Annotated in this window: 17 protein-coding genes; 15 read left to right on the forward strand and 2 right to left on the reverse strand. The window is 74.5% G+C overall.

All coding sequences use genetic code 11. The features are described from left to right. Positions 1–29 precede the first annotated feature (29 nt). A complete protein-coding gene (locus ACFVXG_RS33190) occupies positions 30–1,553 on the forward strand; it encodes a DUF4192 domain-containing protein (protein WP_387932883.1) in 1,524 nt (507 codons plus the stop codon). Between the two features lie 31 nt (positions 1,554–1,584). Here the strand turns inward: ACFVXG_RS33190 and ACFVXG_RS33195 are convergent, their stop codons facing one another. Next, entirely contained in the window at positions 1,585–2,898 is a 1,314-nt protein-coding gene (locus ACFVXG_RS33195; RefSeq protein WP_387932885.1) for an alpha/beta fold hydrolase, read from the reverse strand. Positions 2,899–3,615: 717 nt separating this feature from the next. Here ACFVXG_RS33195 and ACFVXG_RS33200 point away from each other — a divergent pair. From ACFVXG_RS33200 to ACFVXG_RS33235, 8 genes are all read left to right on the forward strand, one after another. Continuing rightward, positions 3,616–5,739, forward strand: a complete 2,124-nt coding sequence (locus ACFVXG_RS33200) for a glycogen debranching N-terminal domain-containing protein (protein ID WP_387932951.1) — start codon at positions 3,616–3,618, stop codon at positions 5,737–5,739. A 199-nt stretch (positions 5,740–5,938) separates the two neighbouring features. Then, positions 5,939–6,697, forward strand: a complete 759-nt coding sequence (locus ACFVXG_RS33205; protein WP_350507799.1) for an NUDIX domain-containing protein — start codon at positions 5,939–5,941, stop codon at positions 6,695–6,697. 111 nt (positions 6,698–6,808) lie between these two features. Further along, positions 6,809–7,096 (forward strand): hypothetical protein, encoded by a 288-nt coding sequence (locus ACFVXG_RS33210; RefSeq protein WP_387932886.1) that lies wholly within the window; start codon positions 6,809–6,811, stop codon positions 7,094–7,096. Between the two features lie 267 nt (positions 7,097–7,363). Further along, complete coding sequence (locus ACFVXG_RS33215) at positions 7,364–8,842, forward strand: ATP-binding cassette domain-containing protein (protein ID WP_387932887.1); 1,479 nt, start codon at positions 7,364–7,366, stop codon at positions 8,840–8,842. A gap of 3 nt (positions 8,843–8,845) precedes the next feature. Further along, positions 8,846–9,751, forward strand: coding sequence for a hypothetical protein (locus ACFVXG_RS33220; protein ID WP_387932888.1), 906 nt, complete (start codon positions 8,846–8,848; stop codon positions 9,749–9,751). A 163-nt stretch (positions 9,752–9,914) separates the two neighbouring features. After that, complete coding sequence (locus ACFVXG_RS33225; RefSeq protein WP_387932890.1) at positions 9,915–10,847, forward strand: FadR/GntR family transcriptional regulator; 933 nt, start codon at positions 9,915–9,917, stop codon at positions 10,845–10,847. Positions 10,848–11,449: 602 nt separating this feature from the next. Beyond that, the gene (locus ACFVXG_RS33230) at positions 11,450–13,093 is read left to right on the forward strand and encodes an RNA polymerase sigma factor (RefSeq protein WP_387932892.1); all 1,644 of its coding nucleotides are present in this window, start codon (positions 11,450–11,452) and stop codon (positions 13,091–13,093) included. 221 nt (positions 13,094–13,314) lie between these two features. Next, complete coding sequence (locus tag ACFVXG_RS33235) at positions 13,315–14,217, forward strand: S1 family peptidase (protein WP_387932894.1); 903 nt, start codon at positions 13,315–13,317, stop codon at positions 14,215–14,217. Between the two features lie 270 nt (positions 14,218–14,487). Here ACFVXG_RS33235 and ACFVXG_RS33240 read toward each other — a convergent pair whose 3' ends face one another. Then, positions 14,488–14,721 (reverse strand): hypothetical protein, encoded by a 234-nt coding sequence (locus ACFVXG_RS33240; protein ID WP_375889296.1) that lies wholly within the window; start codon positions 14,719–14,721, stop codon positions 14,488–14,490. A gap of 538 nt (positions 14,722–15,259) precedes the next feature. Between ACFVXG_RS33240 and ACFVXG_RS33245 the strand changes: the two genes are divergently transcribed. From ACFVXG_RS33245 to ACFVXG_RS33270, 6 genes are all read left to right on the forward strand, one after another. Continuing rightward, the gene (locus tag ACFVXG_RS33245) at positions 15,260–17,371 is read left to right on the forward strand and encodes a type IIA DNA topoisomerase subunit B (RefSeq protein WP_387932895.1); all 2,112 of its coding nucleotides are present in this window, start codon (positions 15,260–15,262) and stop codon (positions 17,369–17,371) included. Between the two features lie 155 nt (positions 17,372–17,526). Next, positions 17,527–18,012, forward strand: a complete 486-nt coding sequence (locus ACFVXG_RS33250; RefSeq protein ID WP_387932897.1) for a DUF1453 domain-containing protein — start codon at positions 17,527–17,529, stop codon at positions 18,010–18,012. 30 nt (positions 18,013–18,042) lie between these two features. Continuing rightward, complete coding sequence (locus ACFVXG_RS33255) at positions 18,043–19,203, forward strand: sensor histidine kinase (protein WP_387932899.1); 1,161 nt, start codon at positions 18,043–18,045, stop codon at positions 19,201–19,203. Then, positions 19,200–19,913 (forward strand): response regulator, encoded by a 714-nt coding sequence (locus ACFVXG_RS33260; RefSeq protein WP_387932901.1) that lies wholly within the window; start codon positions 19,200–19,202, stop codon positions 19,911–19,913. Before ACFVXG_RS33255 ends, ACFVXG_RS33260 begins: the two co-directional genes overlap by 4 nt. Positions 19,914–20,040: 127 nt before the next feature. Next, positions 20,041–20,670, forward strand: a complete 630-nt coding sequence (locus ACFVXG_RS33265; protein ID WP_387932902.1) for a DUF485 domain-containing protein — start codon at positions 20,041–20,043, stop codon at positions 20,668–20,670. A gap of 5 nt (positions 20,671–20,675) precedes the next feature. Then, the gene (locus tag ACFVXG_RS33270; RefSeq protein ID WP_387932953.1) at positions 20,676–22,370 is read left to right on the forward strand and encodes a cation acetate symporter; all 1,695 of its coding nucleotides are present in this window, start codon (positions 20,676–20,678) and stop codon (positions 22,368–22,370) included. The last annotated feature ends 22 nt before the right edge of the window (positions 22,371–22,392 follow it).

Here is a 22,392-nt window from a genome sequence, read left to right on the forward strand (position 1 = left end):
GTTGTCGGATTGCGCCCACGCTAACGGCCATGAACGCGATGAACAACGAACACGTCATCCTGTCCCTGGGCCCGGCTTCCGAGCAGCGGCCCGTCGTCATGCGCGGTCCGGCCGACATGGCCGAACTGTTGCCCTACCTCCTGGGGTTCTACCCGGACGACAGCATCGTCGCGGTGGGTCTCCAGGGCCCCGACCTCCAGCAGGGCGGGGTCATCCGGGCGGACCTCCCGGCCTCGCCCGCGGACTGGCCGGCCGCGGCGGACGAGACGGCCGCCCTGCTGGTCGCCCTCTCCGAGCGGCACGGCGGTCGGCCGCTCGAAGTGCTCCTCTACCTCTGCCAGGATCCGGCCGGGGCGCACGCCCCGCCCCCGGCGGAGGAGCTGCGGCCGCTGGCCGACCAGCTGCGCGCGGCCTTCGGACGCAGGGGGGTGGTCGTCAAGGAGTCGCTGTGCGTCTCGGACGGCCGTTGGTGGTCCTTCCTCTGCCGCCGCGAGGGCTGCTGCGATCCGGCCGGCAATCCGGTGCGGCGCGGTCCCGATCCGGGCCCGGCGGCCGCGGCCGCGACGGTGGCGGGCCTGGTGCCGCGCGGCAGCCGGAAGGCGATCGTCGCCGGGCTGGCCCCGGTCGGCCCGCCGGAGGACGCCGCCCAGCGCGAGGCGCTGGCCCGGGCCGAGCCCCTCGCGGGGTCCGTCTCCCGGGAGCAGGGCCTCGAACTGCTGGAGCAGGCCTTCGCCGAGTTCGCGGCAGGTGCCCGGGAGCTCGACGAGGAGCGGACGGCCCGGCTGCTGTTCGCCCTGCGGGACCGCCTCACCCGAGACCGCGGCGTCGAGTTCGTCCGGCCGGACGAACTCGCCCCCGCCGAGCGGCTCTGGCGCTTCCTCGCCCGGCGGGCCGTCCCGCCGTACGAGGGCTGTGCGGTGGCCCCGCTCACCCTGCTGGCCTGGGCCTCCTGGGTCGCCGGGGACATGGCCACCGCCCGGGTGGTGCTCGGCCACGTCCTGCGGCTCTCGCCGGGCTACCTGCTGGCCGAGCTGCTGTACGAGTCCATGAACGACGGCATGACACCGGAGGCGTTGCTCTCCGCCGTCGAGGCCCAGCGGCGGCGGCGCGAGCAGCGAGCGGTCGCGCCGCGGAGCGGGGCCGAGTCCGGGCCCGCGGCCGACGACGGGCCGGGGGCACCGCCGGGGCCGGACCAGGCCCCGGGCGGTGGGGCCGGGCACCGCTCCGGCTCGACGGGAGGTGCACGCCGCCGACGCCGGGGCGGTCGACGCAAGGGCGGGTCCACGGCCTCGGCCGCGACCCCGGCTCCGGCCGATCGGGGCCCGGACGGCCGAGACCGCTCCGGTGAGCCGGGGCCGTCCGGCAGCGCCCGGGGCTCGGTCGCCCTGCTCCCGGCCCCCGGGTGCGGCTCGGGGCCCGGGGCGCGGCCCACCCGGGGCGTGCGGCTCGGCCGGGTGGGCGCCTGCGCCTCGGCCGCCGTCCGGGCCGGCACGGGCCTGCACCGGTGCCGGGGCGCCCGGCAGGCGGCGAGAGGAGCACACCGTGCGCACTGAGCCACTCGCCGCCCCACCGATCGGGAGGGGGCTACGCCTCGCCGTGGGCCATCTTGATCAGTCGGTCCAGCACCTTCCCGCCGCTCACCCGCAGGCCGTCGTGCTCCCACTCGTTGGTGATCCAGGTCCGCAGGCCGCGCACCGCGCGGGCGGTCTCCAACGAGTCGGCGGTGTCCACGTACATGTCGTCGTGGTACACCGCCGCCACGACCGGCACGGTGTTGGCGGCCAGCCGCGCCGGGTCGTAGAGGTCGGGCCAGTCGGTGCGGGCGGCGAGCAGGTCCGCGGTCTCCTTCAACGGGCGCAGCGCCGGGTCGGTGTCGAACATCCAGGGGTAGATCATCTCCCCGGTGAACAGCACCGGGGCGCCGGTCTCCAGCGCCGCCCGGGCGTCGAACTGCGGGAACTCCTTGCGGACCCGCTCGGCAGACCAGGCGGTGCCGCCCTGGTCCACCGAGCGCTGGCCGTAGATCGACTCGTGCAGCACCGCGTACAGCGGGCCCTCGGCGAAGGAGAGCCTGGCCTGGACGCCGGCCAGGAAGGTGTCGGAGAGCTCGGCCCCGGCCGGGCCCTCCACCCAGGCCTCCTCCAGGAGGTAGTGCAGGGCCCCGGAGCCGCTGCCGCCGCCGAGCATCATCCCGAGCACCTGGAAGGCCTCGACGGTGAGCAGCCCGCCGTCGGGCAGCGTGGCGGGGGAGTCGGCGAGGTGGGCGGCGATCCGCCGCACGGCCTCGACGTCCTGCGGGAAGCGGGCGTAGTGGTCCTCGTTCTTGCGGACGACGCGCGGGTAGGCGGCGCGGTAGACGTCGTCCGCCGAGCTGCCGAGGCCCGAGAGGCCGCCGGTGATGAAGGCCTCCGTCAGGCCTTCGGGAGCGAAGGAGAGGTAGGTGAGGGCACAGAAGCCGCCGAAGCTCTGGCCGAGCACGCTCCAGCGCCGGTCGGCGCCGAGCAGCCGGTGGCGGATCAGCTCGGCGTCCCGGACGATCGCGTCCGCGCGGAAGTGGGCGAGGTAGTCCGCCTGCTCCTGCGGGCCGCCGCGGCGGGCGAGGGTCTGCCGGGTCGCGGGGGTGGACCGCCCGGTGCCGCGCTGGTCGAGCAGCAGCACGCGGTAGTCGTCCAGGGCGCGCTCCAGCCAGGCGTCCCGGCCGAGCGGGCGGGCGGCCTTGCCGCCGGGCCCGCCCTGGAGGAACAGCAGCCAGGGCAGGTCGTCCCGCTCGCGGCCGGAGGCCACCACCTCGCGGGCGTAGACCTCGATCTGCTCGCCCTCCGGGGAGGCGTGGTCGAGCGGGACCTGGAAGACGTGGTCGGTCGTGACAATCCCGGGCAGCCGGCTGACGGTGGACATGCAACTCCTCGGTCTCTGCTGGTCACAGCGATTGCGTCGCGGTTCGCGGGGTCACCGGGTACGGGCGCCGCGACCCCCGCACCGTATCCTGACCGCGGTCGAGCACCGGTTCGACCACCGCCACCCACCGGACTGCGCAGCCGGCCGCGACCCGGCCCCCGGTCCGGGCGCCGGAGCCCGGCTCGGGCCACAGGCGCCGCAGACCCCTGGCGAGGCCTCCCGTGACGGCCCGGCAGAGGTGGCGCGGACCGCCCGACGGACCGGGTGTGACCAGCGGCGGCCCCGGCGGGCGTGACCTGGCGGCGGTGCGTGGCGTTCACCCCAGGGGCCCTGCGCCCGGACGGCGTCCGGACGCGGCCCGGTCCCGGAAAGCCGTCCGATGGTGCGGACCGGCCGGGTGCGACCGCCGACCCGGCGGTCACGGGGCGCGGGGCGGGGCGTCACGGGCGGGGCGTCACCGGCAGGCCGGGGCGCCGGACCTGAGGACGTGCCGGGCACGATGAGGTGCCCGACGCGGAAGGCGCGGAGCGCCGGTACCGGCCCGGTACCGCGTACCGCATGGCACGGCCCACCGCCGGGTACGGCCAGACACGGCACACCCGCCGACGGGAGCGACCTCGTCGGCCGGGCACCAACAGCACGCGACCGAGCATGCTCGCGGCCCACCGGCCTGACCGGCCACCGGACCGCCGAGGGGAGGAGAGTCCGGTGACCGCCATGAGGCCACTACAGGCCATTCCGGCCGAGAGCGTGGTCGGCGCGCCCAGACCGGTCGGCCGTCCCGACCCGCTCCCGGCGGCCGGGCCCGCAGGTGCACCCGTCGGCCTCGGACGGCCCGCGACCCCGTCGCGCCCGCAGCCCCCGGCCGTCCACCACGCGCTGCTCTGCGTCAACGCCCCCGCGATGGCCGCCTCCGGCCCGGACGGCCAGCTGCGCGGCCACGGCCTGCACGGCTTCTACCGCAACGGGGTTCGGGTGCTGGCCCGGATGGAGCTGCGGCTGGGCGGCATGGAGCCGCTGCCGCTCCAGGGCACCCTGACCAGCACCGCCCAGGCCCGCTTCCTCGGCGCCGTCCGCCTCCCCGGCGACCCGGACCCGGATCCGGCGCTCACCGTCGAGCGGCTGCGCCACGCCGACGGCGTGGAGACCGTCACCGTGCGCAACACCGGCGCCCGGCCCGCCCGGCTGCCGCTGGAGATCGCCCTCGGGACCGACCTCGGCCCGGTCGCCGAGATCGCCGCCGGGCACCGCCCGCCCGACCTGCCCGGCCAGGTGCAGTCCGCCGGGCTGCGCTGGTCCGGCCCGGTGCACAGCGCCGTGGTCAGCGCCAAGCCCTCCCCGCACGCCGTCCTCGCCGGGGCCGGGGTGCTCCGCTGGGACTTGGAGGTCCAGCCCGGTGCCCGCTGGTCGGTCGAGCTGCGCGCCGAGTTGGAGAGCGTCCCCGGCGGCCCGCGCCCGCCGGGCGGGCGCGGCACCGGTGTCCCGCTGCCCTGGGCCGAACCGGAGGTGCGCAGCGACGACCCGCGCGCGGCCCTGCTGGTTGACCGCTCCCTGGACGCCCTCGGCGGGCTGCTGTTCGCCGACCCGGACCGCCCGACCGACCTCTACCCGGCCTCCGGCGCGCCCTGGCGCTTCGGTCTCGCCCCGGCCGACGCGCTCTGGGCCGCCCGGCTGACCCTCCCGCTCGGCACCCGGCTCGCGGCCGGCACCCTGCGCGCGCTGGCCCGCCGGCAGCAGCTCGCCCCCGCCCCCGGCCGCACCGAGGGCCTGCTGCCCGGCGCGCTGCGGCACGGCGGCCCCGAGCTGCCGCCGACCTGCACGGCCACCGAGGCCACCCTGCTGTTCGTCACCGTGCTGGCCGAGGCCTGGCGCTGGGGCCTGCCCCGGGCGGAGGTCGTCGAGCTGCTCCCGGCCGCCGAGCGGGCCCTGGCCGCCCTGCGCGCGGGCCTGGTCGACGGCTTCGTCACCGACCTGAGCCGCCCGGTGGAGGACCGCGCCGCCCAGCCGGTCGCCGCCCGCGCCGAGGTCCAGGCGCAGGCCCACCGCGCCGCCCTACACGGCGCCGAGCTCCTGGAGGCCTTCGGCCGGCCGGGCGCCGGGGACTGGCGGAACTGGGCCGCCGGGCTGCGCGGGCGCTTCCGCGAGCGGTTCTGGATCGACGACCTCTCCGGCGGACGCCCCGCCGCCGGACTGGCCCCGGGCGGCCAGCCGCTGCCGGCCGTCGCCTCCTCCCTGGTGCACCTGCTCGACACCGGGCTCGCCGTCGACGGCGGTCGGCACGAGAGCCTGCTGGACCGCGAGCACACCCGGCTGCTCGCCCAGCGCCTGGTCGCGCCCGAGCTCGACAGCGGCTGGGGCCTGCGAACGCTCAGCGCCAAGTCCCCGCGCTTCAACCCGCTGGGCCACCGCGGCGGCGCGGTGCGGATCCACGAGACCGCGCTGGCGATCGCCGGACTCGCCGAGGCCGGCCACGAGAACGAGGCCGGCACCCTGCTGGAGGGTCTGCTCGCCGCGTCCGCCCACTTCGAGGGGCGGCTGCCGGAGATGTACGCGGGTGAGCAGCGCACCCCCGGCTGCCCACCGGTGCCGCACCCGGCCGCCTGCCGCCCGGCGGCGGTCTCCGCGGCCGGAGCCGTCCACGCCGTGTTCGCGCTCGCCGGAGTCCGGCCGGACGTCCCGGGCGGCCGCGTCCTGGTCCGCCCAGCCAGCACCGCCCCGCTCGGAGAACTCGAACTGACCGGCCTGCGGGTGGCGGGGGAGCCCTTCTCGGTGCGGGTGAGCCGGATCGGCGTGGCGATGGTCGAGGAGGCTTCCGCGGACCTGCAGCTGGTCGCCCGCTGACACGGGCCTGTCGACACCGACGGCTGACACTGCCTGCTGACACCGGGCCCGGCCGCGGCCGCCTGATCAGCGGGTACGGCAGCCACCGCGGTCCCGGCCGCCCGTGCGCGAACCGTGCCGGGCGGCCGCGGTCACCGGCGCTGTGCGCTCCTCGCACGGGCCTGTGCTTATCGTCAGAGAGACGACTATGATCGTCGCCATGTCGCGCTACGATCCGTCGGCCTTCCCCCCGTTCGCTGTCACGGTTGACCTGGTGGTGCTGACGGTGCGCGACCACTCGCTCTGCGCCCTGCTGGTCAGACGGGGTGAGCCGCCCTACCAGGGGTACTGGGCGCTGCCCGGTGGCTTCGTCCGCCCGGACGAGGGCCTGGCCGAGGCGGCCTCCCGCGAGCTGGCCGAGGAGACCGGCCTGCGCGCCCACTCCGCCCCCGGCCACGAGGCGGTCGGGCCCGGCGCGGCCGGTGCCCACCTGGAGCAGCTCGCCACCTACGGCCACCCGCAGCGCGACCCCCGGATGCGCGTGGTCAGCGTCGCCTACCTGGTGCTCGCTCCCGACCTGCCGACCCCCCGGGCCGGCGGCGACGCCAGCAGCGCCCGCTGGGCCCCGGTGAGCGAGCTCCTCGGCGAGAACCCGGCCGACGGGGTCCCGCTGGCCTTCGACCACGGGCTGATCCTCGCCGACGGTGTGGAACGCGCCCGGTCCAAGATCGAGTACTCCTCCCTGGCCACCGCCTTCTGCCCGACCGAGTTCACCGTGGGCGAGCTGCGCCGCGTCTACGAGGCCGTCTGGGGCGTCGCCCTGGACCCGCGCAACTTCCACCGCAAGGTCACCGGCACGCCCGGCTTCCTGCTCCCCTCCGGCGGCACGACCACCCGGCAGGGCGGTCGCCCGGCGCAGCTCTTCACCGCCGGCGGCGCGACCGTCCTCAACCCGCCGATGCTGCGCCCCGACTCCTGAGCCCCCGCCGAACGGCCCCGGCCCAGGGGCCGGACCGGTGGCACCGGGGCACAGTGGCGGTGGACGCTTCGGTCACCGGACCGGAGGCCTGCGAACCACGGGAGCCCTGCGATGGCTGTCACCGACGACTGTGCCCGGCAGCGAGGCATCATCGAGACCTTCGTCGCGGACTTCGAGAACCTCACCGCGGTCGCCGAGCAGACCGAGAAGGAGCTGGCCGCGCTGAAGGCCGCGCACGGTGACCCGCAGACGATCGCCTCCATGGAGGAGCGGCTGAGCGCGGAGAAGGAGCAGTTGGCAGAGACCGCCGTCCAGGGCCGGGCCGCCGTCGACGAGTACCGGGGCGAGTGCGTCGGCCAGCCGCTCCCGCCCGGTGCCAAGGTCTTCGTGACGCCGTAGAGCGCGCCCCGCGGACCCTTGTCGGACCCGCAGTCCACACGACCATCCCCGGGCCCCCGCCCCCTGCTCCCGGCCCGGGAACGGCTGGCGCGGGCGGCCCGTCGTAGCCGCCTCCCCCTGTGAAGCGGAGGATCGGATTGTCCCCTGATCGGGTGAGGTGGGCGGGCGGTGGGCCCGTGGCGGTTCGGTAATGCCCGGAATCGGCGGTGCTGACCCCTAATGTGCTGGCGTCGAGCAGGTCGGCCGAGGGCATGGGAGCAGCCAGCGATGATCCAGATCACCGGACTGACCAAGGTCCACCGCAAGGGCGCCCCGCCCGCGGTGCTCGATCTGACCTTCGACGCCCGGCCCGGGATGGTGACCGTGCTGCTCGGCGACGAGGGGGCGGGCAAGTCCACGGCGCTGCGGCTGATGCTCGAACTCGAACGCGGCCAGGGCATCACGCTCTTCGACGGCCGCACCTACCGCCGGATCCGTCGCCCCGAGCGCGAGGTCGGCGTGCTGCTGCCGGGGCCGGGGGAGGGCGCCGCGGCGCTGTCCGGGAACCCGGGCCGCAAGGCCCGCGGCCACCTGCGGATGCTGGCCGCGGCCGTCGGCGTCCCGGCCCGGCGGGCCGACGAGCTGCTGGAGCAGACCCGGCTGGCCGCCGTCGCCGGGCAGCGGCTGCGCACCTTCTCGCCCGGGATGCACCGCCGGCTCTCGTTGGCCGCCGCGTTGCTCGCGGACCCCGGCACCCTGCTGCTGGACGCGCCGACCGAGGGCCTGTCCCTGCGCAACGTCGAGTGGTTCCACTCCTTCCTGCGCTCCTTCGCCTTCGCGGGCGGAACGGTGCTGGTGACCACCCGGACCCCGCAGGAGGCCGCCCAGCTCGGAGACCGGGTGGTCACCCTGGACCGCGGCCGGATGGTGGCCGACCAGCCGGTCGCGGAGTTCTGCCGGACCAGGCTCAGCCCCGAAGTGGCCGTCCGGGGGCCGCAGATGGCGCGGCTGGCGGACCTGCTGGTCAGCCAGGGCGCCGAGGTCCGTCGGGACGGCGGCGCGGGGATCGCGGTGGCGGGCATCGACCGCACCGAGATCGGTGAACTCGCCTACCGCCACGGGATCCTGCTGCACGAGCTGGCCGACCGGGTGGTCGAGCAGCCGGCACCCCGGGCCGCCCTGCCGGTCGCCTCCGGACGTTCCGGCCACCTCCTGGTCCAACCGGAACCGGAGGCCGCGCAGCCCGTGTCCGGCCCCGAATCCGACCGGGAGTCCGACCCGGACGCGAGCCCCGATCCGCTCCGGCAGCCCACCGCCGCCGAGCCCGCGCTCCCGGGGGCCACCGTCCCGGAGCCCGCCACGGAGGGCCGCTCCCGCGAGGACACCGTCCGGAGCACCCGTGCGCTCCCCGTCGCCGCCGTGACGGCCGCCCTGCCCGTCCTCGCCGCCACCACCCGGAAGACCGCCCCCGCCCTCGCTCCCGCCCTCGCCCCTGCCCCGACCCCCGCCCCCACCGTCGCCGTCGACCGGCTCTTCCGCGACCAGCCCACCCCGGCCGCCGCGCCCCTCCCCGTCGAGCGGGCCCGCACCGAGGCCGCGCCCGCGCCCCACCCGCAACCCGCGCCCAGCCCGGAACCCACCCCCGGGACCGAGCCCGCGCGCCGCCGGGAGAGCGCCGCCGACCTGCTCACCGACGACACCGTCCGCCTCGGCCGGGTCACCACCGGCAACGCCCCCGCCACCCCCGACGACCACCGGAGCGAGTGAACCGTGCGTGTCCTGGCCTACGAGCTGCGCCGCCTGCGCGGCCTGCGTTCCACCTGGTTGCTGCTCGCCGCCGTCCTGCTCTGCGACGCGGTCGTGGCCGCCGTCCTGGCGAGCCAGGCCCCGCCCGGCCCGCTGGCCGGCCCGGCCGGGGTGCGGCTGCTGACCGCCGCCGTCCCGCTGATCCCGCTGCCCTTCGCGGCGCTCGGCGCAGGCGTGCTGGGCGCGCTCTCGTACGGGCACGAGGTGCGCCACCCGGGGCTGGCGGCCTCGCAGGTGGCCTACGGGCGCCGGGTGCGGCTGCTGCTGGCGAAGCTCGTGGTGGTCGGTCCGGTGGCGGCGCTGCTGGCACTGGCCACCCTGCTGATCGACCTGGTGGCCGTGCACCTCGCGCTTCCGGACGGCGTGACGGTGGCGGCCCGGACGGATCCGGCTGCGCTGTCCGACGGGGTGTCCGCGGCGCTGGGCGCCGTCGGGCCGAGCGGGTCGGCCGGCCTGCCTGGCCCGTTCGCCCCGCTGGCGCCGGTGGCCGGGCACGGGGTGCCGGCCGCGCTGCTGGCCTTCGTCCTGCTGACCGTGGTGGCCGCCTGGACGGGTGTGCTGACCGCCTCGCTGACCCGCAGCGCCGCCGCCGGGGTGCTGCTGCTGTGCGCGCTGCCGCCGCTGCTGGAGTCCGGTGTCGCCCTGCTGCTGCGCCGCACCGGCCGCCCGTGGCCGACCAGGGCGGCGGAGCTGCTGCCCTTCCAGTCCGGGATCGAGTGGGCCTACGGCTGGGTGTACGGCGGAGCGCACGAGGCGGCGGCCGGGAGTGCGGCGCTGACGGATCCGGCGCTGCTCGCGGCGGTCGCGGCCCCCGCGGCGGCCCTGCTGCTGGCAGCCCTGCTCGTCCAGGCCCGCCGTCGTTCGCTGTAGCCCCACCACCGCCCGTCCCGGGGGCGGCGGCCGTCCGCCCCGGGGATCCGCCGCCCGGGCGCTGTGCTGTCCCGAAGCACCAAGATCGACCAGCAGTGACCTTAATGCGCGGTTCTTCCTGATAAGAAGTCAATTATCCAGTCACGGCCGATCACCCTTTCGTGTGCTTTTCACGAGAATTCTCAAGCTGCGCCTGCCGATCGCCGACAAAGGAGGCGTGAGTACCCTTGCGCACCCCACCATGACCCCCGCCCGTTCCGCCGACGGGCCGATCCACGGCCCCGGCGATCTGGACCGCTTCTCGTACGCCGACCGGCCGACGCCGCCGGCGCCCCGCTGGGAGGGCGCCGAGTCCGACATCGCCCGGGTCGGCCGCAAGACCACCAGCAGCCGCGGCCGCGGTCTGCACGGCCAGCTGGTCCAGCAGCTCGGCCAGATGATCGTCTCCGGCGACCTCGGCGCCGACCGTCCGCTCGTGCCGGAGGAGATCGGCCAGCGGTTCGAGGTGTCCCGGACCGTCGTCCGCGAGTCGCTGCGCGTGCTGGAGGCCAAGGGCCTGGTCAGCGCCCGCCCGAACGTCGGCACCCGGGTCCGCCCGGTCGGCGACTGGAACCTGCTGGACCCGGACATCATCGAGTGGCGGGCCTTCGGTCCGCAGCGGGACGAGCAGCGCCGGGAGCTGTTCGAGCTGCGCTGGGCGATCGAGCCGCTGGCCGCCCGGCTCGCGGCCGGCCACGGCCGGGAGGACGTCCAGCAGCGCCTGGTCGAGCTGGTCGAGATCATGGGCCACGCCGCCGCCCAGGCCGACCTGTCCACCTACACCCGGGCCGACGCCGAGCTGCACGGCCTGCTCCTGCAGATGGCCGGCAACCGGATGCTGGAGCACCTGTCCGGGATCGTCTCCTGCGCGCTGCAGGTCTCGGGCGGTCCGTCGATCGCCTGCGAGCGGCCCTCCGAGTCCTCGGTCAGCCTGCACGCCCGGCTGGTGGACGCGCTGGGCACCGGCGACGGCACCGCGGGCGAGGCCGCGATGCGCGCGCTGCTCACCGTCCACCCCGAGATGGAGCCCTCCGTCCCCGCCCCCCGGGAGCACTGAGCGGGCTGTTCTCCGCGAGCGGGCCCGCACTGCTCGGTCCGCTCCGCCAGGGCCCTCCGGCCGCACCGCGCGGCGCAGCCGGGGGGCCTTCGTGCGGACGCGGCACCCCTCGACGCCCACGCGACGCCCATGCCGAGCGCGCCGAGGCCCGCGCGACCCACGCGCCGAACGCACTGAAGCCCGCCGAAGCCCGCGCGACCCACACGCGAAGCGCGCCGAAGCCCGCGGGAAGCTCCCGCGAGCTCCCCTGCGGAGCCCCCGCCAGGTTCATGTCCCGCCCATGACAACCAGCTTCGGCGCGAGTGCGCGATGATGGATGTCGGCCCCGGGCCGCGGGCGCCGTGCGGTGTGACCCGCGACACGAAGGCCATGCGTAACACTTGACGAGTAGCAGCGATGTGTCCTGAGCGGGAGCAGCTCCGGAATACTCCAACATGTCAGAATGCTGTGTTGGTCCGCGGCGCTGCTGCCGTCCTGCAAACCCAGTCCTCAAGCCCGAGTCGGTCGGAATCGACACCGCGCGTCCGACGCGCGATCTCCTTCCCCGCCCGCTCGGGCGGCCGGTACGGGTTCGAGTCCACTCATCGTCCGAGAGGTTGTTCGTGTCGGCCAGCACATCCCGTTCGCTTCCCCCCGAGATCGCCGAGTCCGCGGCTCTGCTGGCGCTCATCGAGCGGGGCAAGGCCCAGGGGCAGATCGCCGGTGACGACGTGCGCCAGGCGTTCGAGGCGGACCAGATCCCGGTCACCAAGTGGAAGAACGTCATGCGCAGCCTCAACCAGGTGCTGATTGAGGAGGGGGTGGACCTCATGGTCAGCGCGGCCGAACCGGCCGGCGCCAAGCGCAAGAGCGTTGCTGCCAAGAGCCCCACCAAGCGCACCGCCACCAAGGCTGTCACCACCCGGACCCCGGCCGCTCCGTCGGCCCCGACCAAGCCGCCCGTGCGGATCGCCCCCGGCGCTCCCGTCGCGGCTCCGGCCGTCGCCGCTGCCGCGGCGCCCGCCCCCACCGTGTCCGCCGACATCACCGTCCTGGAGTCGACCACCGTCGGCGCCGAGGCGAAGGCCGTTGCGGCGAAGAAGGCCGCGCCGGCCAAGAAGGCCGCGGCCAAGAAGACCGCCGCCCCGGCCAAGAAGACCGCTGCCAAGAAGACCGCCGGCGCCAAGACCGGCAAGGGTGACGAGGAGCTCATCGGCGAGGAGGAGCTGCTCGAGGACGTCGCGCTGCCCGGCGACAAGGCGGGCGAGGAGGCGGAGCCCGAGGAGGAGTCGCAGGGCTTCGTGCTCTCCGACGACGACGAGGACGACGCGCCGGCCCAGCAGGTCGCCGTCGCCGGTGCCACCGCCGACCCGGTCAAGGACTACCTGAAGCAGATCGGCAAGGTCCCGCTGCTCAACGCCGAGCAGGAGGTCGAGCTCGCCAAGCGCATCGAGGCCGGCCTGTTCGCCGAGGACAAGCTCTCGGCCGCCGACAAGCTCGCCCCCAAGCTCAAGCGCGAGCTGGAGATCATCGCCGAGGACGGCCGCCGGGCCAAGAACCACCTGCTGGAGGCCAACCTCCGCCTGGTGGTCTCGCTGGCCAAGCGCTACACCGGTCGCGGCATGCTGTTCCTGGACCTGATCCAGGAGGGCAACCTCGGTCTGATCCGTGCGGTCGAGAAGTTCGACTACACCAAGGGCTACAAGTTCTCGACCTACGCCACCTGGTGGATCCGCCAGGCGATCACCCGCGCCATGGCCGACCAGGCCCGCACCATCCGCATCCCGGTGCACATGGTCGAGGTCATCAACAAGCTGGCCCGTGTCCAGCGCCAGATGCTCCAGGACCTGGGCCGCGAGCCCACCCCGGAGGAGCTGGCCAAGGAACTCGACATGACCCCCGAGAAGGTCATCGAGGTCCAGAAGTACGGCCGCGAGCCGATCTCGCTGCACACCCCGCTGGGCGAGGACGGCGACAGCGAGTTCGGTGACCTGATCGAGGACTCCGAGGCGGTCGTCCCGGCCGACGCGGTCTCCTTCACCCTGCTCCAGGAGCAGCTGCACTCGGTGCTGGACACCCTGTCCGAGCGCGAGGCCGGCGTGGTCTCGATGCGCTTCGGCCTGACCGACGGCCAGCCGAAGACGCTCGACGAGATCGGCAAGGTTTACGGGGTCACCCGTGAGCGCATCCGCCAGATCGAGTCGAAGACCATGTCGAAGCTGCGCCACCCGTCCCGCTCCCAGGTGCTGCGCGACTACCTGGACTGATCGACGGATCGACCGGTCGGCCCGTCCCGACCTGCGACAGCGCGAGACGAAGGCCCGGAACCCCACGGTTCCGGGCCTTCGGGCCGTTCGGGGGCGCTCTGTCAGCGTCCGGGTGGCGCTTGTCGCTCGTCCGGGTGGCGGCATGCCGGGAAGCGGTCGCGCAGTGTAGCCGGTCACCTACGCTGTGCCGGTTGCCTGCTGCCGAGCCTTGTGGAGTCACGGTGCTGACCGACCCGGACCGAGCCGACCTGCCGACCCCCGACCCCCGCCGGGGCGACCCGGCCGCCGCCCGGACGGGCCGCCGCCTGCGGCGGCGGGGCGCCCTGCTGGCGCTGCTCGCGGCCGCCCCCGTGCCGCTGGTGGCGCTCGGAGCGGCCGGCCCCGCCGACGCGCAGCGCCGGGTCGTCGGGGGCGGCACCGTGAGCACCGCCGACCACCCGTGGATCGTGGCGGTGGCCAGCCGCCCGCAGTTCGGCAGCGGGCGCTCCGGCCAGTTCTGCGGGGGTGCCCTGGTCACCCCGACCAAGGTGGTGACGGCCGCGCACTGCTTCTACGACGAGTCCAAGGGGCGGGTGGACCGGCCGGGCCTCAAGGTGATCGTCGGCCGGGACGACATGCGCGGCTCGGCCGGCCATGAGGTGCCGGTCCAGCGGGTCTGGATCCACCCCGACTACAACTACGCCGCGAACATGAACGACGTTGCGGTGCTCACCCTGGACGAGTCGCAGGGCCCCCGGCCGGTGGTCGAGCTGGTCGGCCAGGGCGAGAGCGGGCCGTACGCGGCCGGGACCGCCGCGCAGGTCTACGGCTGGGGCGACACCAGCGGGCGGGGCGACTACTCGCCGGTGCTGCGCCGGGTGGACGTGCCGATCGTCGCGGACCAGACCTGTGCGCACGCCTACCCGGGCGGGCCGGACGGCAAGTTCGAGGCCCGCGGGATGGTCTGCGCGGGCGCGGAGAAGGGCGGCAAGGACGCCTGCCAGGGCGACAGCGGCGGACCGCTGATCGTGGCCGGCCGACTGGTCGGGCTGGTGTCCTGGGGGACGGGCTGCGCCGAGGCGGCGCACCCGGGGGTGTACACCCGGGTGTCCTCGGTCACGGACGCGGTGCGCTCGGCGCTCTGAGCGCTCCGTGTGGTGAGCGCTCGGTGCTCCGGGCGTCGCCGCGGGTGATGGCGCGCTGACGTTCTGACGCCGTTTCGGCTCCGGCCCGCCGCGAGACCGTCAGGAGGCCGCTGTGGACGGCCCGCGCGGGGGCGAACGCGGGAGAACGGCCAGGAGAACAGCGAAGCCGGGTGATCGGCCCCCGAAGGGGTCGATCACCCGGCTCCCCGGTCGCGCGCGGTGCGCGGCCGGACACAGCTCGACGCTGGCTGCTGGTGGTGGCGCCTGGGATCAGCGCTCTTCTTCGGCGGCCGTCGCGGTGGTGCTGGTGGTGAGACGGCCGCTCTCGTCCTGTATCTCCACGGCGATCTTCTTGAGCTCCGGCTCGAACTTCCGGCCGTGGTGGGCGCAGAAGAGCAGCTCTCCGCCGCTGGCGAGTACGACGCGCAGGTAGGCCTGGGCGCCGCAGCGGTCGCAGCGGTCAGCCGCGGTGAGCGGGCTCGCAGGTGTCAGAACAGTAGTCACGTCGCCTCTTCTCTAGCTCGACGAGCTGTCGTACCAGGGTCAACATCCAACCAGGCCGAAAACGTTCCCGCTCGTGGCTTTTCTTCTCTGAGGATTCTGCTGTGTTGATGAGGAGGTGCCCCGGGCGTCGGTGGTTCATGCGTACCGAATCCCGGGATCCGCCCGGGCCTCGAACGTCCGATCGGGACCGGGGTCGAGGTCCGCGTAGCATAATCCTCTGCCGGGTTGGAGCATAAGCCCCGTCCCGGGCCCCGGTAGCCTGCATAACGGCAGTTCCGGAGCCTGCGCCGGACCCCACGATCCGCCAGGACCGGTGGTACCGGGAGGAGATGGCGCCCCCGGGGCCCACACCCGGGCGCGGTGCTTGTTCGCGCAGCGCGTACAAGCTGCGCGGGGCCGGCCCGTCGTGCTGTGCACCCGTCGCAGGGTCGCGAGCACACAGAGCGACGACTGTCGGTGCGGCGTGCTGCACTGGCGGTTGGTCCGGATGCGTCCGGATGTGACCGATGAGACAGAACTTCACCGAGGAGAGTGCCGCGTGAGTGCCGAAACGACCGTGCCGTCCGCGCTGCTGGCCGGCGACGACGGTTCCAACTACACCGCGCGGCACCTGCTCGTCCTGGAGGGCCTGGAGGCCGTCCGCAAGCGCCCCGGCATGTACATCGGCTCGACCGACAGCCGGGGCCTGATGCACTGCCTCTGGGAGATCATCGACAACTCGGTCGACGAGGCGCTGGGCGGCTACTGCGACCGCATCGAGGTCCTGCTGCACCCGGACTCCTCGGTGGAGGTCCGCGACAACGGCCGCGGCATCCCGGTCGACGTCGAGCCCAAGACGGGGCTGTCCGGCGTCGAGGTCGTGATGACCAAGCTGCACGCGGGCGGCAAGTTCGGCGGCGGCTCGTACGCGGCCTCCGGCGGTCTGCACGGCGTCGGCGCCTCGGTCGTCAACGCGCTCTCCGCCCGCCTGGACGTCGAGGTCGACCGCAGCGGCCACACCCACGCGATCAGCTTCCGCCGCGGCACCCCCGGCATCTTCACCGAGGCCAGCCCGGACGCGCCCTTCGAGCCCGCCAACGGCACGACCCGGACCCGCAAGGTGCCGAAGACCCGCACCGGCACCCGGATCCGCTACTGGGCCGACCGGCAGATCTTCCTCAAGGACGCCAAGCTCTCCCTGGAGCACCTGCACAACCGCGCCCGGCAGACGGCCTTCCTCGTCCCCGGCCTGACCATCGTCGTGCGTGACGAGCGGCTCACCGAGAGCGAGAAGGTCGAGGAGTCGGTCTTCCACTACGACGGCGGCATCGCCGAGTTCTGCGAGTTCCTGGCCCCCGACAAGCCGGTCAGCGACGTGGTGCGGCTGCAGGGCGAGGGCACCTTCAAGGAGACCGTGCCGGTCCTGGACGAGCTCGGCCACATGACCCCCACCGAGGTCACCCGCCACCTCGGGGTGGACATCGCGCTGCGCTGGGGCACCGGGTACGACACCACCCTGCGCTCCTTCGTCAACATCATCGCCACCCCCAAGGGCGGCACCCACGTCACCGGCTTCGAGCGCTCGCTGGCCAAGACCGTCAACGAGGTGCTGCGCGCCAGCAAGCTGCTGCGCGTCGCCGAGGACGACATCACCAAGGACGACGCCACCGAGGGCCTCACCGCCGTGGTCACCGTCCGGCTCGCCGAGCCGCAGTTCGAGGGCCAGACCAAGGAGGTGCTCGGCACCTCGGCGGCCAACCGGATCGTCGCGGCCGTCGTCGCCAAGGAGCTCAAGGCCTTCCTCACCTCGGCCAAGAAGGACCAGAAGCAGCAGGCCCGGTCCGTGCTGGAGAAGGTCGTGGCCGCCGCCCGCACCCGGGTCGCCGCCCGGCAGCACAAGGAGGCCCAGCGCCGCAAGACCGCGCTGGAGACCAGCTCGCTGCCCGCCAAGCTTGCCGACTGCCGCAGCGACGACGTCGAGCGCAGCGAACTGTTCATCGTCGAGGGGGACTCCGCGCTCGGCACCGCCAAGCTCGCCCGCAACTCCGAGTTCCAGGCGCTGCTGCCGATCCGCGGCAAGATCCTCAACGTGCAGAAGGCCTCGGTGAGCGACATGCTCAAGAACGCCGAGTGCGCCGCGATCATCCAGGTGATAGGGGCCGGCTCGGGCCGCACCTTCGACATCGACCAGGCCCGCTACGGCCGGGTGATCTTCATGGCCGACGCCGACGTCGACGGCTCGCACATCCGCACCCTGCTGCTGACCCTCTTCCACCGGTACATGCGGCCGATGGTCGAGCAGGGCCGGGTCTTCGCCGCCGTCCCGCCGCTGCACCGGATCGAGCTCACCAACCCCAAGCGCGGCCAGGAGAAGTACCACTACACCTACTCCGACGCCGAGCTGCGCTCCACCCTGCTGGAGTTCCAGCGCAAGGGGCAGCGCTGGAAGGAGCCGGTGCAGCGGTACAAGGGCCTGGGCGAGATGGACGCCGACCAGCTGGCCGAGACCACCATGGACCCGCGCCACCGCACCCTGCGCCGGATCAACCTGGGCGACCTCGAGCAGGCCGAGCGGATCTTCGACCTGCTGATGGGCAACGACGTCGCCCCGCGCAAGGAGTTCATCGTGGACTCGGCGGCCACCCTGGACCGCTCCCGCATCGACGCCTGACCCGGCCGGACGACGGGGGCCCTCCACCCACGGGTGGAGGGCCCCCGCGCCGCCGGTTCCACCCGGGGTCCACCCCGGCTCCGATCAGCGGGGAGCGCGGGATCCGTAGCGTCGGAGAGGTCAGCAACAAGCCTCTCCTCGAGACGGAGAATCCGATGGGATCCCTCGCCAACCTCCTCGTGATCGTCGCGGTGGTGGTCCTGGTGGTCGGACGCCAGATGCGCGTCCAGCGCCTGGACACCGAACGCCGCTTCTGGCTGCTCCCGCTGATCCTGGGCGTGCTCGCGCTGCGCGACCCGCAGATCATCGACCACCAGCACACCGCGCTGTCGGCCACCCTGCTCGCCGCCGGGCTGGTCACCACCCTCGCGATGGGGACGGTCTGGGGCTGGACCGTCCGGATCTGGCGGGCCGCCGACGGCAACGTCATGGTCAAGGGCACCAAGGCCACCCTGGCCGCCTGGGGCGGCATGCTCGCCGTCCGGATCGGCCTGTACGCGGCCGGCTCGGCCCTGGGCGTCCACCAGGCGGGCAGCTCGCTGATGCTCGGCATGGCGGTCCTGCTGCTGGTCCGCTCGCTCGTGGTCAACTGGAGGGCCCGGACGCTGGAGCCCGCGCGGGCGACCGCCGTACTGCACTGATCCGCCGCCGTGAGCACCGAGGAGGCAGTTTTGCCCGGGTGGTACTGGACCCGCTGGCAGTCCCGGGAGGGGCTGGAGCGCGAGGCCGAGAGCCGACCGCGGCGGGTCCTCACCGTGTTCGGCCGGGCCGTCCTGCTGGTCGTCATCGGCTGGGGGACCTTCTCCGGCGGCAAGTACGCGGGCTGGGCGGCAGCGGCCGCGGTCGCGGGGCTGGCCGCGGCCTTCGGGCTCTGCGCGGTGTACCTGCGGGTCAGCCGGGAACAGCACCCGGCGGCCTCCTACCTGCTGACCGCGGCCCTGATCGGCGCCGGCTGGCTGGCCAACTGGGGACTGGCCTACACGCTGGCCGACTTCCTCTGGATCGGGCTGGCCGTCACCGCGCTGATCCGGCTGCCGCCCGCGCCCGCGCTGCTCGCCGCGGCGGCCGCGCTGGGCTCGTACACGGCGGCCTCCCCGGCGAGTTGGCTCAGCGTCGCCGCCACCATCGGAGGGTCCGTGCTGGTCGGCGTCCTGCTGCGGATGGACATCGAGGCGCGCGGCACCGCCCGTCGGCTGCTGGTCCAGGAGCGTGCCGTCCGGGCCGCCGAGGCGGAGAACGCGGCGCTGGCCGAACGGGCCAGGATCGCCCGGGAGATCCACGACGTGCTGGCTCACAGCCTGTCCGCGCAGCTGGTCCACCTGGAGGCGGCCCGGCTGATGCTGGACGCCGGGACGGACCGCGCGCAGGTCCGCGAACGGGTCGTCGCCGCGCGGCGGATGGCGCAGGACGGGCTGGTCGAGACCCGGCAGGCGCTGTCCGCGCTGCGCGGGGAGTTCACGCCGGTCGGGGAGTTCCTGGTGGAACTGGCCGGGCGGGAGCGGGCCCGGCTCACCGTGACCGGCACGCCCCGGCCGCTGGCCGCCGAGGCAGGGTTGGCGGTGCGGCGCACGGCTCAGGAGGCGGTGACCAACGTCCGCAAGCACGCGCCGGGTGCCCGCTGCTCGGTCGAACTGCGGTACCTGGACGACGCGGTGGAGCTGGAGGTGCGCAACACCAGGGCGCCGAGAGGGGAGTCCTCCGGTGAACTGGCCGACAGCGGCAGCGGGTACGGTCTGCTGGGGATGCGCGAACGCGCGGAACTGCTCGGCGGCACCCTGCTGGCGGGCCCGGAGGACGGAGGGTGGCGGGTGTTGCTGCGGGTGCCGGCATGAACGAAACGGTCACCAGGGTGCTGGTGGCGGACGACCAGACGGTGGTGCGCGAGGGCATCGTGATGCTGCTGGGGCTGCTGCCCGGCATCGAGGTGGTCGGCGCGGCGGCGGACGGGGAGGAGGCCGTCACCCTGGTGGAGCGCCACCACCCGGACGTGGTGCTGATGGATCTGCGGATGCCGCGGGTGGACGGCGTCGAGGCCACCCGGCGGATCCGGGCCGCGCACCCGGGGACCGAGGTCGTGGTGCTCACCACCTACGCCGACGACGAATCGCTGTTCCCGGCGCTGCAGGCCGGAGCGCGCGGCTACCTCACCAAGGACGCCGGCGGCGAGGAGATCGCCAAGGCCATCGCGGACGTCCGCGCGGGTGCGGCCGGGCTCTCCCCACAGGTCCAACTCCGCTTGCTGGAAAGGCTTTCGGAGGGTCCGGCGAAGTCCGCGGCGCCGAGCGCACCGAGCGCGTCGAGCCCCGAGCGGCCGGCCGCCAGGGGCGGGGAGCTGCCGGACGGGTTGACGGTGCGGGAGGCCGAGGTGCTCGCGCTGATCGCCGAGGGGCTCTCCAACGCGGAGATCGCCCAACGGCTGTTCGTCAGCCAGGCCACCGTGAAGACGCACATCAACAACCTGTTCGCCAAGACCGCGGTGCGGGACCGCGCGCAGGCGGTCGCGTACGCCTTTCGGCACGGAATCACCGGTACGCAGCAGTAGTCGGATGAGCGTCCGTCAGATGATCGATCACCTCATTGAGTGAACGTATCTGCGATGGTCAGGGACGGTGTCCGGCGGCCTCCATGATGGTTCGGGTCAGAACGCCCGCCCCGGCCCAGGAGCAGCAGTGCCACAGCAGCAGACCAGCAGTCCCGGCCAGGGACAGCGATTCGACTGGTGGGCCGCTCCGGCCACCGCCGCAGCGTCCGAGCCTGCTGCCGCCCCCCGCCGAACGGCCGTACCGGCCCAGCCGGTGCCCACCCGTCCGGCCGCCGCCCGGTCGGCCGCCGCTCCCGAGCCGGCGGCCGCGCCGCTCGCCCCCGCCGCACGGCCGGCCGCTCCGGTCGGGCCGCCCGCGGTGCCGCCGCGGGTACCGGCCGCCGCGGCGCCGCCCGCCCCGATCGTCGCGCCGCGGGAGCCGGCCCCGCCGGTGAGCACCACCGACAGCACCGAGGTCTACCGGAGCGTCCAGGCCAGCGCGGCCTTCCAGGACATCCGCCGCAGCTACCGCTCCTTCGTCTTCCCGGTCAGCGGCGCCTTCCTCGGCTGGTACCTGATGTACGTCGCCGCCGAGGCCGCCGCGCCCGGCGTGATGCGCAGCCCGGTGGCCGGCCCGCTCAACGTGGCCTGGGTGCTCGGCCTGCTGCAGTTCGCCTCCACCTTCCTGCTCACCTGGCTCTATGCCCGCAACGCCCGGACCAAGCGCGACCGCGCCGCCCTGGGCCTGCGCTGGGACACCCAGGACCAGCTGCGGTGACGGCCGTGACCGGCGTGCTGACCACCGCCACCCCGCCCCCCGTCGCCCCCACCGGCCAGCACCACGGCCTGGCGATCGTGCTGTTCGCCGTGATCGTCCTGGTCACCCTGGGGATCACCCTCTGGGTCGGCCGCCAGGGCAGCGCCGCCGAGGAGTTCTACACCGGCGGGCGCGACTTCACCCCGCTGCAGAACGGCTTCGCCCTCTCCGGCGACTACCTCTCCGCCGCCTCCTTCCTCGGCGTCGCCGGGCTGATCGCCCTGTACGGCTACGACGGCGTGCTCTACAGCATCGGCTTCCTGGTCGCCTGGCTCGTCGTGCTGATGCTGGTCGCCGAACTCGTCCGCAACGCCGGGCGGTACACCCTCGCCGACGTGCTCGCGCTGCGGCTGCGCCGCCGCAAGGTCCGGGCGGCGGCCGGCGGCGCCAGCGTCGTGGTCACCCTGCTCTACCTGGTCGCCCAGATGGTCGGCGCCGGCTCGCTGGTCGCCCTGCTGCTCGGCACCAACAGCGCCCAGGCCCGGACCTGGACCATCATCGCGGTCGGCGCCCTGATGATCGTCTACGTCACGATCGGCGGGATGCGGGCCACCACCTGGATCCAGATCGTCAAGGCGGTGCTGCTGATCGCCGGTTCGGTGCTGCTCACCGTGCTGCTGCTGGTCCGCTTCCACGGCGACCTGTTCGAGCTGATGCGCCAGGCCGCCCGGCACAGCGGCGCCGGACAGCGCTACCTCGAACCCGGGCTCAAGTACGGTGCCACCTTCACCAGTCGGCTGGACTTCTTCAGCCTCGGCCTGGCCCTGGTGCTCGGCACCGCCGGCCTGCCGCACATCCTGTCCCGCTTCTACACGGTGCCCACCGCGCGGGCCGCCCGCCGCTCCACGATGTGGGCGATCGGCCTGGTCGGCGGCTTCTACCTGATGGCCATCGCGCTCGGCCTGGGCGCCACCGCGCTGGTCGGCTCCGCCGAGGTGCGGCACGCCAACTCGGCCGGGAACACCGCCGTCCCGCTGCTCGCCCTGGTGCTCGGCGGCGGCAACGGCAGCACCGGCGGGGTGGTGCTGTTCGCGCTGATCTCGGCGATCGCCTTCGCCACCATCCTCGCCGTGGTCGCCGGGCTGACCCTGGCCTCCTCCGCCGCCTTCGCCCACGACATCTGGGCCGGTGCCTGGCGGGGCCGTCCGCGCCGCGTCGCCGCGGCGGGGACCCACCGCGGCTACGCGGAGGAGGAGACCGTCGAGAAGCCGAGCGAGCAGCAGGAGGTGGTGGTGGCCCGGTTCGCCGCCGCCGGGATCGGCGCGGCGGCGATCGTGATCAGCCTGTACGCCCAGCAGCTGAACGTCGCCTTCCTGGTCGGCCTGGCCTTCGCGGTGGCGGCCTCGTCCAACCTGCCGGTGCTGCTGTACAGCCTGTTCTGGTCGCGGTTCACCGCCCGGGGCGCGGTCTGGTCGGTGTACGGCGGGCTGGTCCCGGCGATCGTGCTGGTGTTCTTCTCGCCGGTGGTCTCCGGCACCAAGGTGGCGCTGTTCCCCGGCGTCGACTTCCACTGGTTCCCGCTGGAGAACCCCGGGATCGTCTCCATCCCGCTCGGCTTCCTGGCCGGCTGGATCGGGACGCTCACCTCTCCCGAGCCGGCCGACGCGGACCGCTTCGCCGAGCTGGAGGTGCGCGCCCTCACGGGTGCGGGCGCGGCCTAGCCGCCGGGGCCCGGGCCTGTCC

Origin of the sequence: Kitasatospora sp. NPDC058162, assembly GCF_042884005.1 — a bacterium.
In the GTDB taxonomy this organism is placed as follows: Bacteria; Actinomycetota; Actinomycetes; order Streptomycetales; family Streptomycetaceae; genus Kitasatospora.

Bases quoted from the DNA above. Each gene is read 5' to 3' on its own strand.
- ACFVXG_RS33190 (WP_387932883.1), top strand. From the start codon at position 30: ATGAACGCGATGAACAACGAACACGTCATCCTGTCCCTGGGCCCGGCT.
- ACFVXG_RS33200 (WP_387932951.1), top strand. From the start codon at position 3,616: ATGAGGCCACTACAGGCCATTCCGGCCGAGAGCGTGGTCGGCGCGCCC.
- ACFVXG_RS33250 (WP_387932897.1), top strand. From the start codon at position 17,527: ATGGGATCCCTCGCCAACCTCCTCGTGATCGTCGCGGTGGTGGTCCTG.
- ACFVXG_RS33215 (WP_387932887.1), top strand. From the start codon at position 7,364: ATGATCCAGATCACCGGACTGACCAAGGTCCACCGCAAGGGCGCCCCG.
- ACFVXG_RS33195 (WP_387932885.1), bottom strand. From the start codon at position 2,898: ATGTCCACCGTCAGCCGGCTGCCCGGGATTGTCACGACCGACCACGTC.
- ACFVXG_RS33260 (WP_387932901.1), top strand. From the start codon at position 19,200: ATGAACGAAACGGTCACCAGGGTGCTGGTGGCGGACGACCAGACGGTG.
- ACFVXG_RS33210 (WP_387932886.1), top strand. From the start codon at position 6,809: ATGGCTGTCACCGACGACTGTGCCCGGCAGCGAGGCATCATCGAGACC.
- ACFVXG_RS33205 (WP_350507799.1), top strand. From the start codon at position 5,939: ATGTCGCGCTACGATCCGTCGGCCTTCCCCCCGTTCGCTGTCACGGTT.